Source organism: Brevibacillus sp. RS1.1 (assembly GCF_013284365.1).
Classification (GTDB): Bacteria; Bacillota; Bacilli; order Brevibacillales; family Brevibacillaceae; genus Brevibacillus; species Brevibacillus brevis_D.
Genome location: NZ_JABSVA010000004.1, coordinates 400,788 through 413,789, shown reverse-complemented (window position 1 = coordinate 413,789; position 13,002 = coordinate 400,788). Strand labels below are relative to the sequence as shown.

The window sequence follows — 13,002 nt, the reverse complement described above, 5'->3', positions numbered from 1 at the left end:
AGAAAGATAGGATGTTCTACCTAAAGATGGAGTGGATAGTATGAGCGGCATGATCGTGGTTCCAGGTTATAGGGTGGCAGAGTTTCTTTCCACTCATTCAAAATTGGGAATTTATCGGGGTTACAGAAATAACGACAATCTCCCTGTCTTATTCAAAGTACCGATGGAAGGGCCTTCCCATAAGGAATCTCTGTGGAAACTGAAGCATGAATATCGCATTCTTCAATCATTGGAATCCCATGCAGTGGAAACGATCATCGAACTGGTTAATCACAACCGTGAGACGGTAATGATTACGGAAGATTTCGGGGGAGTGCCGCTCTCCTTGCTCATGAAAATGAAAGGACTGTCACTGAAGGAGATGCTATTCCTTGCAGTCCGCATGGCTTCCTGTTTGAAGGAAATCCATCAGCACGGAATCATTCATAAGGATGTAAATTCCGATCATATCCTGGTTCATCCTGAAACCTATGAGGTAAAGCTTGGTAGCTTTGGGTTGGCGACGAAATCCCACCAAGAATACCAAAGTGTGATGAATCCAAAAGAATGGAAAGGAAATCTTCGCTACGTGTCGCCGGAGCAGACGGGGAGAATGAATCGCACCGTCGATTACCGTTCCGATATTTATTCTTTTGGTGTCACGCTCTACGAGTTATTGACTGGAAAGCTGCCCTTTTTAACTTCGGACATGCTTGAACTCATACATGCTCATATGGCGAGAAAGCCGCTCGCTCCCTCTAGTGTAAAACCATCCGTTCCAGAGATTCTATCGGACATTGTGATGAAGTGTCTGTCAAAAAATACAGAGGATCGCTACTTTAGCATGTCTGGCTTACTGGCAGACCTGCAGCGCTGCTATGACCAGCTTGAACAAAACGGTTTAATTACGCCTTTTCCGCTTGCTTTAGAAGATCGTGCTGATCACTTGCGGATTCCAGAGAGGCTGTATGGACGTGAGCAAGAAATCCAGATGCTCATCGATGCATTTGAGCAAGTCACGAACGGCGCTACGAGAATGGTTCTTCTCAGTGGATCTCCCGGTGTGGGTAAGTCTGCCCTCGTGCTGGAAGCGCAAAAAGCGTTTTTGAGAGGCCGGGGACGTCTTGTTTCAGGAAAGTTCGATCAATATAATCAGGCCGTTCCGTATTCGGCCCTCATTCAAATCTTTCAGGATTTGATCAAGCAGTTATTGGCAGGCCACGAACGCGAGCTGCTTGCTTGGCGAGAGATGATCCTCGACGCCATGCAAGGCCTTGGTCAAGTGATCGTGGATGTCATTCCACAGCTTGAAGCAGTGATCGGCAAGCAGCCTGCCGTACCTGAGCTGCCTGCAGCAGAAGCAAAAAATCGTTTTCAATGGGTGATGCAACGCTTTATTCGGATTTGGGCGCGTCCAGAGCATCCACTCGTCTTGTTCCTGGATGATTTGCAGTGGGCGGATTCTTCTTCGCTTTTCCTGATCCGAGAGTTGATTGCAGATAGGCAGATCAGTCATTTTCTATTGATTTGCGCTTATCGTGAGCATGATGGCAGTATGATGAATCCGTTGATTGCCATTTTGACAGAGACAGGTATCAAGAGCCGCATTTTGCGCCAATTCACGTTATTGCCGCTTCGAGAACACGAATTCAATGCGTTAGTAGCAGATACATTGCATAGCGATACGGACATGACAAAGCCGCTGGTTACGATTATTATGCAAAAAACAGCCGGGAATCCGTTTTATGTAAGGGAATTCATTAAGACGCTGTATGATCGGAACTTGTTGTGGTATGGAAGAGAAGAGCGGAACTGGCAATGGGATTTGGTCGAAATAGAAAAGCTGGGTACAACGGAAAATGTGGCCGATCTTCTCGTAGAAAAAATGAGAAGACTGCCTGATTCTACTCAGCAGCAGCTCGCTTATGCTGCTTGTCTGGGCAATTCGTTTTTGCTTCATTTGATAGCCAAGTCACGGAATCAAACGGAGTCAGAAGCCATTCAGCATATATCGCCTGCGATTGAGGAAGGTCTCATCTATCCGATTGAAGGAGCGGAATATCTGACATACGCTGCGCTCGTGGAAGAAGAAGTGGCGTCTCAGATGAGGATTCGTTTCCGTTTTGTGCATGATCGAATTCAACAGGCCGCCTATTCGTTGTTAGCAGAGGCAGAGCGCGGACAGATCCACGTCAAGCTGGGCAGAATGATGTGGGAAATGTCCCAAGGGAGCGAATCTGGCTTCCTGTTCGAAATTTGCGATCATATGTATCGGGGCAAAGAGATACTGGAAGATCAAGCGGAGCGCATGCATGTAGCGCACTGTCATTTGCTCGCTGGACAAAAAGCGAAATCCTCTGCGGCATTTGAGTCAGCCTTGCAGTATTTCCAGCGCGGTCTCGAGCTGGTGGGGGAAGAGGGCTGGCAGCACAATCATGATCTGACCATGGAGCTGTGTGCGTTGTCTGCGGAGACGACGTACCTCTGTAACCAATTGGATGAGGCAAAACAATTGTTTGAACGCGGGATGCAGCATGCCAAAACAGACCGGGAACGCGTTCGCATTTTGGAAATGGAAATTCGCATGTATACACGACTGGCTGAATTTCCGCGTGTCATGGAAATCGCAAGCGAAGCCTTGGGGTTATTGGGCGTACCGATTCCGAAAAAGCCTGGCAAGCTCGATATCATTATGGAAATGTTTCATATCAAGCGACGCCTCAATGGCAGAAAAATAGATGAGTTGCTGTATTTGCCGGATGTTCCCGATGAAAATTATCAGATGGCGATGAGCATCATCAGCTACGCTGGTCCATCTGCTTACTATGTCAATCTCAATTGGTTTGCTTTAACGATTTTGCGTGCCCTTCATCTGTCACTCGTGCACGGAAACGCAGTCGCTTCGGCAAATGGTTATACCGGTTACGGGATCGTACAAGCTGCTCAATTCGGAAATTATCGAGAGGCTTATGAATTTGGACAATTGGCTTGCCGTGTAGCAGACAGCTTCGCCGATCCGATTGCCATGACGAAGGCGTATGGCGCGTTTGCCCTACTGATCAATCACTGGTGCGAGCATGCGCGGACGAACATCCCTCTGCTGAAAAAAGCGATTCAGCTCGGCTTGGACGGCGGAGGAAACATTTATGCTGCCTACAATGCCCATGGGCTTTTGGAGGCCATGCTCTATTGTGGTGTGCCAGTAGAAGAATTGGAGCAGCAAATCGAGGAATACAGCGATATGATTCAACAAATCAAGGTCGTTGATCACGATGACCGGCTCCTGTTATTGCGCCAGGCGCTGCATACTTTTACAAGGTGGACGGACAATGAACGAACGGCGTTTTGCCATGATGGCTTTGATGAAGTTGCCTATGTAAGCAACCTGCAAAAAGAAGGAAACAGCTACAAACGGTACATGTACCACTACTATAAATCGATGGTTCACCTCATGTACGGGAACCACCTGGAGGCAGCCCAGCTGCTGGCTGAAGCGGAGCAATGGATGGATTCAGTCAGCGGACAAGTACTTGTCAGCCAGCAAGTTTTTATGCAAACACTGGCATTGACGGGGCTCTATGAGAACGCCAACGGACAGGAAAAATCGAGGTATGGGAAAAAAATCAAAGCAAATCTCAAAAAGATGAAGACGTGGGCAAACGAATGCCCGGAAAATTTTCAGCACAAGTGGTTGCTGATGCATGCTGAGTGGCTCCGTGTCACAGAGCATAAACAAGAAGCGGGTCCTTTTTATGAACAGGCGGTTCAACTTGCCAAAAAGGATGTTTTCTTGCAAAACGAGGCAATGGCAAATGAATTGGCTGCCCAGCATTACTTGGCACTTGGAATGGAAACGATTGCGAAGGCGTACATGACGGAGGCCCACGAGGTTTACATGCTATGGGGAGCGGTCGCCAAGGCACGAGAGATTGGGGAACGGTATCCTTATCTTTTGCAACGGGTTAGAAGCTTGGGGGCTTCCGCTGAGATTGCTACGACTGACCAGACAGCAGACCTCGTCGATTTAATGAGTGTTATCAAAGCGTCGCAAACGATAGCTAGCGAGCTCCGCTTGGAAATGCTGTTGGCGACGATGCTGCGTACGGTGATGAGCAATGCAGGTGCGGAGAAAGGAATCCTCCTGCTGAAAAAAGATGGTGACTGGCTCATCGAAGCGGCAGGCTCTGTCGATTTGGACGTGGAGATTATGCAGTCTGTCCCGTATGAGCATAGTGGGATGCTCTCTGTCGCTGTCGTGAATTACACGATTCGTACAGAAGAGATGCTGGTGCTCCACAACGCTTCGGTTGAAGGCGTCTTTTTCCGTGATACGTACATTGCGAAGCACCAGCCGAAATCGATTCTATGCTCCCCGCTATGGCAGCAAGGGAAAATGATCGGTGTCATTTATTTGGAGAACAACGAGACGACACATGTTTTCAACGAAAAACGCTCAGAGCCGCTCAGGCTGATCTTCTCGCAAATTGCAATCTTTATTGAAAATGCGAGACTGTATCATCAATTGGAGCAATGGAATCAATCCTTGGAAAAGATTGTGACAGAGCGTACCAATGAGATTCAGGCACTTTTGCAGGCGAATAAAAATCTGTTAAACAATGCGGGACAAGGCTTCCTTTCTTTTTCCAAGAACCTGCTGGTCCATTCTGAATACAGTCGGGAATGTCTGCGGATTTTTGGGAGAGAACTGGCTGGAGTTTCGGTTGCAGAGCTACTATACCCAGATCGTCCAGAGGACAGCGTGTTCATTGAATCTCTTTTGGAAAAGTACTTTGAAGCAAAAGACCAAGGGCAAAAAGAGCTGTATCTCAGCCTCTTTCCTACGGAAGTCCAGATCAATCAAATGCCGTTGAAGCTGGCATGTAAGCCGATTTATGAAGATCGGCGAGATTCGCCAGAGGGCTTGATGCTGATTCTGACTGATATGAGTGAGCAGCGGGCGCTCAAATCAAAGATGGAGCGAGAATGGCAAAGGTTGAATATGGTCGTAACGGTAGCGATTAGTCTTCCGCTCTTCCAAAAGGTACTGCGAGCTTTTAACGCTTTCGTTGAGGAGGGGTGGAAGCAGATCCTCGGAGGAGCGATGGCGGAATCCGAGAAGTTATTCAAATTGGTCGCTCAGATTCATCAGTTTAAAGGTGACTTCAGCCAATTACACCTGATTCATACACCACAAAAGCTGCATGATTTGGAGTCGTGGTTGATTCAATGGGCAAAGTCCGAGGAACGCCTGTCCGACGAGGATGTGCGTGCCCAGCAGTCATTCGCAGAGGTTCAAGCTGCGATGCAACAGGATTTGTCGATCATGCAGCACAAGCTCGGGGTCGGATTCCTGGATCATAACGAGCATGTGCACACCATTGCAAAAGAGCGATGGGAAAGCTTCGAGCACGAGATTACCAGTCTGGTACAGGGGGAAGCTCAGCAGGAGCTGCTCCACCGCATCCGCAAGCTGCGTTATCGTCCCATGAAGGACATGTTGTCCCGTTATGAAGACTATGTAAGCGAGCTCGCTATCCGTTTGAATAAGACCATCGATCCGGTCGAATGGGATGTGGAAGAAGTACTGGTCGATCCGGAGCGATTCGAGAATTTTGCGAGGAGCCTGGTTCACGTATTCAACAATGCCATTGATCATGGAATGGAAGAAGAGCAAGAACGATTAGCATGCGGAAAAGAACGCAGCGGCAAGATTCAGTGCCGCATTTGGCAAGAGGATACTTCCCTGTGCGTCACGATTCGTGATGATGGGCGTGGCGGAGATAGGGAAAAGCTGAAGCTGGCATTGGCTGAGGATGTCACGGTACAAGAACATGCAAGTCTCGTATCGGGCAGAGGAATTGGCCTGTCCATTGTCAAACAAGAGGTTGAGCAGTTGGGAGGAACCCTCCAGGTTCATACCCAAAAAGGAAAAGGGACACGCTTTACCTTCCGAATCCCGTTGGAAGAAATTCACTAGATCCATAGAAAAACTGAGGCGACAGTGCCTCAGTTTTTTGTTTGATCGACTAAAGAGAATTCGTAATGGAAGCCAAAAGCCGTTCTTCATCGATCGGTTTTAGAATGTAATGGCGCGCTCCAGCGTTGATTGCTTCAAAAACGAGCGGCTTTAATCCGTTGGTGCTGACCATAATGATGTTGGCGTCGGGGAAGGTGCCGATGATTTTTTTGACAGTCTCTATGCCATTCATTCCTGGCATATTGATATCCATCGTCACCACATCGGGGAGATGGTCCGTATATTTTTGATAGGCGTCCAATCCATTCGTCGCTTCTGCAATGACTTGATGGCCCGCCCGTTCCAAAATGATTTTCATGTAATCTCGTACTACAAGCGAGTCGTCTGCTATCAGTATACGAGCCATAAAGCCTCCTGTTTCGAAACGGTTAGTTAACCTTAGTAAGTGAGCAGTCTACATTTACCATAACACTTATAGGAAAAATGTCGCAATCATTTGATCATAAAAAGTGTACAAACATACAAAAAAACAAACGAATTCCAGCTTTTGATGAAACTGGATTCGTTTGTTTAGCTTTCCCAGATGGGTCATGTATTCGGTTAGCAAAAGCAATCTGGCTTGCCAGGAGCATCATGATAGGCGAGCAAGGCATTGACCCCATGACTTAAGATAGCACCGGAACGTGTCACTGCGGCAACGAGTAGAGCCTCCATAATTTCCTCCATGGTGCCGCCCAGTTCTTTATACTTTTTGACGTGAACATCGATGCAATAAGGGCAGCCAGTCACGTGAGCGACCACAATGGCAATCAACTCTTTCGTTTTGACCGGAAGCTGGTGGGATTGCTGGTAGATTTGCCGCTCGAAAGAAAAATAAGAAGCGGCAGCGTCTGGCGCCAATTTCATCAATTCTGGGATATGCGACAAATTTGCTGATTCATAATACGAACGTGCTTTTGACATTAAACATCCTCTCCCTTTTCATAGGTAGTCACTACGACTTTATTGTAGAGAGAGAAAATGGTTGCTTCTGTAACTTACTCACCAATCTCACCAATCACTAGGAAAAAGTTTTTCCTGGAGGGCATCACGGCGAATAGCTGTGATTCGGCCTCGGCCTAACTGAAGCCACCCGGCTTTTTCAAACTCCTTGAGTGACCGACTGATTACCTCTCGGGCAGTTCCGAGTTCTATGGCAATCGCTTCATGGGTGATGGAAAGATGATTGTGAGAATCTGTGGTACGACGGAGCAATAATTCGGCGATGCGGGCGTTGATCGGTTTAAACGCAATATCCTCGACCAGAGATGTGACGGAGACCATTCGGTTGATCATGTTCCGGTAAATAAACTGACGCAAGTCCTTAAAGTGATCCATCCAGTCTTTGAAAACTTCTACAGGCAAAAGCAGCAGCTCAGTTTCCTCTTCTAGCTGTGCGGATGCTTCATAGCCCGTCTCACCTAAAATACTGGCCATCATGAGGACGCAGACTCCCCCGCGTTGTACCCGATATAACGTGACCTCACGTCCTGACTCGCTGATGATATAGATGCGGACCTTGCCTGACAATACAAAAGCGGCATGGGCAAACAGATGACCCTGCTGCATCGTAAGTTGGGGAGAAAAGCGTTCCACTGTTATGTCAGGATGGCGCCATGCGGCTTCCGGAACAAGGGAAAAGCACGGAAAAGCATCCGTCACAAGTTGGATTCGATTTAAGTCCATTGTTTTACCCTCCGCGACAACTCAATTAGAGAAATATGCTTACTTGTAGTGTAGGGAAAAGACGGGATCTCTACAATGGAATATCCGTCTGCGGACTGACGAGAGAACAACCCTGTAGCCTGATTTCTCTTCTACGCTGTTTTGCTACGATGTTAAAAGAACTTATCTTGTAAAAATAACCAGGTATCGAGGGGAAACAGATGAAACAAATGAAACGGTGGATAGGGGTTGGCCTAATTGCTGTGGGAATCGGCGTGGCCGGCTGCACGATCAACAATAACGTGATCAAAATTGAAGAAGAAAAAAGACAGCTTGAATTGCCTGCGGAGTCCATCGAGGCGTTGAATATTGTGACCGATTCGGGCGATTTGGTCGTCAAAGGTGATGAAAAAGCAACCGCGATTCATGTAGAGGCTGAAATCAAATCGAAAAATGTTAAACCCGAAGAAATCATCCTTACACTCGAAAAGGATGGGAATAACGCCGCAACACTACGATCCGAAGTGAACACAGATATCGGTTTTAACTATGTGGATATGACGATAACGGTAATCGTTCCTGCCAAGCTGCCGATAGCCCTTACCGATGGGTCAGGAGATATTGACATGACGAATCTAACAGGAAAGCTCACGATTGAGGATGACTCAGGTGATATTCGATTAACGAATACGAACGGAGAGGTAGAGATTCGTGACCAGTCCGGTGATATTAAGATCAAGGACGCGTCAGCCCTCAAACTGATCGAAGACGATTCAGGTGAGATCGTCATGGAAAATACGGGTGGAAACGTAGCGATTCACGATCAATCCGGTGATATGTATATTAGGAAGCATAAGGGTGATGTTACGATATCGGACCAAAGCGGTGATATCGTCATTGATACAGTCGAAGGAAATGTGCTGATTGAGAGTGACGGGAGCGGAGATCGACTCGTTCAAAACGTAACAGGCTCATACACATCCAAATAATCAGGACCGTCAGGGTTTTTGCCCTGGCGGTTTTCTTGTTGTGGCGGTATTTTGACAGGTTGAGGAAGAAATTAGCCGACTAATGAAAAAAAGCTTCCCCTTCCGATAAAGAAGTGCTAATATAACTAAGGTAGTTCTAATTGAGAATGAATCTCTTTATTAATGATTATGAGAATTATTCTCTCCGGTAAATGCTCGAGTCAATACGGAACATTACTCCATGAAAAAGTAAGAAGAGTAGGGACGCGATGAAAAAGAGATATTTGGTTGTAGCACTTATTTTGCTATCGTTCGTTTCACTTTTTATTGGCGTGAAAGATATATCCCCGTGGGATCTGTTTAATCTCACAGATGACAAAGTGCAAGTGCTGTGGATTAGCCGAATTCCGCGTTTGATTAGTATTATCATCGCAGGGGTCAGCATGAGTATCGCCGGATTGATCATGCAGCAGCTGACCCGAAACAAGTTCGTTTCTCCGACGACAGCAGGGACAGAGGACTCCGTTCGCTTCGGAATATTGGTTTCACTCTTGGTATTCGCTGATGCGAGCTCTTGGGTGAAGCTACTCGTTGCTTTTGCATTTGCTCTCTTGGGAACCTTTGTCTTTATGAAGATTCTCGAACGAATCAAATTTAAAGACTCCATTTTCATCCCGTTAGTGGGACTGATGTTTGGAAACATCGTCGGATCCATCACGACGTTTTTCGCTTATAAGCATGACCTGATGCAAAACATGTCTGCTTGGTTGCATGGAGATTTCTCCACCATTATGAAAGGCAGCTACGAACTTTTGTACATAAGCATTCCGCTAGTGATTATCGCTTACTTGTATGCGAACAAGTTCACTATTGCCGGAATGGGTGAAGAGTTTGCCATCAACCTCGGGTTGAACTACAAGCATGTCGTCAACATTGGACTGGTCATTGTCGCTTGTGTGACTTCGGTAGTTATTCTCACAGTAGGGACAATCCCGTTTTTGGGGCTGATCATTCCCAACCTGGTTACGATCTACCTGGGAGATAACCTGAAAAAAAGCTTATCTCATACCGCTTTGCTTGGCGCGGTGTTTGTACTTGCTTGTGATATCCTGGGACGCCTCATCATCTTCCCATACGAGATTTCCATCGGCTTAATGGTTGGGGTCATAGGCAGCGGGATATTCGTGTACTTACTCATGAGAAGAAAGGCATATGAACAATGAAAGCGAAGATAGCTGCCCTGTCGATTGTGGCCATTGCTTTGATAGCCATTTTTATGATGATTGACGCCGGTGGCAACTGGGATTACGTCCTTCCTCGGCGGGCTAAGAAAATTCTTGCCATTATTTTAACCGGTTGCATCATCGCCTTCTCAACGATGATCTTCCAGACCATCACGAACAACCGAATCTTGACGCCTAGCATCATCGGCCTTGATTCGCTCTATATGTTCATCCAAACATTTGTGATCTTTGTTTTTGGCTCTACCCATTTCACCTTGATGAACAACAACGTGAACTTTCTGATTTCGACAGGTGGGATGGTGCTTTTCGCAGGCTTGCTCTACAAATTCCTGTTTAAGAGGGAAGGGCAAAACATTTACTTCCTGCTTCTCATCGGATTGATCTTGGGCACATTGTTCAGCAGTTTGTCCACGTTCATGCAAGTGTTGATTGATCCGAATGAGTTTCTGGTTGTGCAAGACCGAATGTTCGCCAGCTTCAACAATGTAAAAACAGACCTGTTGATTACGAGCTTTGCTCTGGTCATCGGAATCATGATTTACTTTTGGCGATACATCAAGTACTTGGATGTGTTATCACTCGGTCGAGATCAGGCGATCAATTTGGGGATTCCGTACGATTTTGTCATCAAACGGTTCCTCGTCATCATTGCCATTCTCGTATCGATCGCGACAGCGCTTGTTGGACCAATTACCTTCCTTGGACTGTTGGTAGCGAATCTCGCCCATCAGTTTATGAAAACCTATCAGCATAAATACTTGCTGGTGGGCTCGGCTTTAATCAGTGTGATTGCACTGGTTGGCGGTTTGTTGATTGTGGAGCGTGTACTTGCGTTCTCCACGACGCTTAGTGTCATCGTCAACTTTATTGGTGGGGTTTACTTCATCTATCTTCTGTTAAAGGAGAATAAAGCGTGATAGAAGTCCGGAATGTCACAAAACAGTATGGTAGCAAAAATGTCGTGGAAAACGTCTCTGTGAAGATTGCCAAAGGGAAAATCACGTCCTTTATCGGGCCCAATGGAGCCGGAAAGAGCACGCTGCTGTCGATGATTAGTCGCCTATTGACCAAGGATCAAGGTGAGGTTTTCATTGAGGGTCAGGAGATTGGGCAGACAAAGAGCAGTGAGCTGGCAAAGAAAATCTCGATTCTCAAGCAATCGAACCACATAACGGTGCGGTTGACGATTCGTGAGCTGGTCAGCTTTGGTCGCTTCCCGTATTCACAAGGCAATTTGACAAAAGAGGATTGGAAGTATGTAGACGGGGCTATCCAGTATTTGGAGCTCACGGACATTCAACACAAGTACCTCGACCAGTTGAGTGGCGGTCAGCGTCAACGCGCTTACATCGCGATGGTTGTCGCTCAAAATACGGAATACGTCCTCTTGGATGAGCCGCTAAACAATTTGGATATGAAGCACTCCGTCCAGATCATGAAAGTGCTACGACGTCTGGTAGACGAAAAGGGCAAAACGGTTGTCATTGTCATTCACGATATCAACTTTGCTTCCGTCTATTCGGATTATATCGTCGCTCTCAAGGATGGAAAGGTCGTGAAGGAAGGCACTACAGACGAGATCATCACCCAACCGATCTTGAAAGATGTCTATGACATGGATATCCGTATTGAAGACATTGAAGAAAATAAAATCTGTGTCTATTTCGCGTAAGCCCCATCTTCCCATCGTTAAAATTTTGATGGCCTGCCGGGGGTTTCATCAGCAAGCTGTCAATAATTTTATATACTTTTACATTCTATATAGAGGTGAGAGAAGTGAACAAAAAAATACTCATGCTATTTATGGCAGTACTGTTGGCTGTATTCACGGCTGCATGCGGCTCCAATAACGCTGCTCCTGCAACATCTGCGACGGACGCAACCAAAGCACCTGAAGCGGCACAAACATCCGAAGAAGTTACGATCAAGCATAAATTAGGTGAAGCAAAACTGAAAAAGAATTCAAAAACGGTTGTAGCATTTGACTTCGGTGTTCTGGATTCCTTGGACAAATTGGGTGTTGAAGTAGCGGGGGTTGCACAGTCTACTAGCATTCCTGCGTACCTGGAAAAGTTCAAAGATGCGAAATACACAAACGTTGGTGGTTTGAAAGAGCCAGACTTTGAAAAAATCAATGCATTGAAACCGGATGTCATCTTCATTTCTGGTCGTCAACAAGATGCTTACGAAGAGCTGAACAAAATTGCTCCAACCATCTTCATGGGTGTAGACAATGCGAAGTACATGGAATCTTTCAAAGAGAACATGAAAACATTGGGTACCATCTTCGGTAAAGAAGCGCAAGTAGAAGAAGAGCTGGGCAAAATCGATGCATCTATCAAAGAATTGAATGCAAAAGCAACGGCAAGCGGTAAAACTGCTCTGATCGTTATGGTTAACGAAGGCAAGCTGAACGCTTACGGCGCTGGTTCCCGTTTTGGTATCCTGCACGGTGAATTTGGATTTACGCCTGTAGACAAAAACATTTCTGTAGAAAATCATGGTCAAAGCGTTTCCTTTGAATATATCGCAGAAAAAGATCCAGACTACCTGTTCGTAATTGATCGTGGTAACGCGATTTCCAAGAATAAAGAAGTGTCCACTTCTACACAGCAAACGGTAGAAAACGACCTGATTAGGAACACGAAAGCATTCAAAACTGGCAACATCATTTACCTGGATTCTAGCAACTGGTACTTGTCTGGTGGCGGATTGGAATCCACCGCTGGCATGGCAGAAGAAGTTCTGAAAGAAGTGAAGTGGTAAGAGGCTAGAAAGGAAAGTGGCGACAGCCCAAGGGAGTAAAACATTCCCGGGGCTGTCGCCTTTTCATTTTATAGAACGTGCTGTTTCATTTATACTCGGGGCTCCCGCTTGGCAAACTCCTGTAACATCCCTCTTATTTGTTCAACCAATAAACCAGGTGCCTTCTTTGGTGAACCCGAGTCAAACGGTGGCTGGGGATCGTATTCCAAGATCAACTGGACCCCTTTGCTCATATCTTCTCCCAATTCCCATGCAACCAATTGGAGTGCCATGTCGATACCAGAGGAAACGCCCCGCTACTGTAACGAGGAAAGATAAATAGTCGGTATAGCAAAAAGCCGGTTACACCAAAAACGTGGTGAAA

9 protein-coding genes and 1 pseudogene are annotated in these 13,002 nt (G+C 46.4%); 6 read left to right on the top strand and 4 right to left on the bottom strand.

The window, feature by feature from the left end; translation table 11 throughout:
• Nucleotides 1-40 precede the first annotated feature (40 nt).
• Nucleotides 41-5,956 carry an AAA family ATPase gene (locus HP570_RS16220; RefSeq protein ID WP_173626377.1) on the top strand — a complete coding sequence of 1,972 codons (5,916 nt, stop codon included), beginning with the start codon at nt 41-43 and terminating at the stop codon, nt 5,954-5,956.
• A gap of 49 nt (nt 5,957-6,005) precedes the next feature.
• Here the strand turns inward: HP570_RS16220 and HP570_RS16215 are convergent, their stop codons facing one another.
• The 3 genes from HP570_RS16215 to HP570_RS16205 form a co-directional block, all read right to left on the bottom strand.
• Nucleotides 6,006-6,362, bottom strand: coding sequence for a response regulator (locus tag HP570_RS16215; RefSeq protein ID WP_015893868.1), 357 nt, complete (start codon nt 6,360-6,362; stop codon nt 6,006-6,008).
• Between the two features lie 194 nt (nt 6,363-6,556).
• Entirely contained in the window at nt 6,557-6,919 is a 363-nt protein-coding gene (locus tag HP570_RS16210; protein WP_015893867.1) for a carboxymuconolactone decarboxylase family protein, read from the bottom strand.
• Nucleotides 6,920-7,006: 87 nt separating this feature from the next.
• Nucleotides 7,007-7,681, bottom strand: coding sequence for a Crp/Fnr family transcriptional regulator (locus tag HP570_RS16205; protein WP_173626376.1), 675 nt, complete (start codon nt 7,679-7,681; stop codon nt 7,007-7,009).
• Nucleotides 7,682-7,881: 200 nt separating this feature from the next.
• On the opposite strand from HP570_RS16205, the gene HP570_RS16200 reads away from it, so the two are divergent.
• The 5 genes from HP570_RS16200 to HP570_RS16180 all read left to right on the top strand — a co-directional run bounded on the left by HP570_RS16200 (nt 7,882) and on the right by HP570_RS16180 (nt 12,638).
• Complete coding sequence (locus tag HP570_RS16200) at nt 7,882-8,649, top strand: DUF4097 family beta strand repeat-containing protein (RefSeq protein WP_015893865.1); 768 nt, start codon at nt 7,882-7,884, stop codon at nt 8,647-8,649.
• Nucleotides 8,650-8,897: 248 nt separating this feature from the next.
• Complete coding sequence (locus HP570_RS16195; RefSeq protein ID WP_064200131.1) at nt 8,898-9,851, top strand: ABC transporter permease; 954 nt, start codon at nt 8,898-8,900, stop codon at nt 9,849-9,851.
• Nucleotides 9,848-10,789 (top strand): iron chelate uptake ABC transporter family permease subunit, encoded by a 942-nt coding sequence (locus HP570_RS16190; protein ID WP_064200130.1) that lies wholly within the window; start codon nt 9,848-9,850, stop codon nt 10,787-10,789. The genes HP570_RS16195 and HP570_RS16190 overlap by 4 nt, the downstream gene beginning before the upstream one ends.
• A complete protein-coding gene (locus tag HP570_RS16185) occupies nt 10,786-11,544 on the top strand; it encodes an iron ABC transporter ATP-binding protein (RefSeq protein WP_173626375.1) in 759 nt (252 codons plus the stop codon). Before HP570_RS16190 ends, HP570_RS16185 begins: the two co-directional genes overlap by 4 nt.
• A 104-nt stretch (nt 11,545-11,648) precedes the next feature.
• A complete protein-coding gene (locus HP570_RS16180) occupies nt 11,649-12,638 on the top strand; it encodes a siderophore ABC transporter substrate-binding protein (protein WP_309139202.1) in 990 nt (329 codons plus the stop codon).
• An 89-nt stretch (nt 12,639-12,727) separates the two neighbouring features.
• On the opposite strand, the pseudogene HP570_RS16175 reads toward HP570_RS16180, so the two are convergent.
• Nucleotides 12,728-12,931 (bottom strand): annotated as a pseudogene (locus tag HP570_RS16175) (DJ-1/PfpI family protein); the annotation flags it as partial.
• Nucleotides 12,932-13,002: the final 71 nt, after the last annotated feature.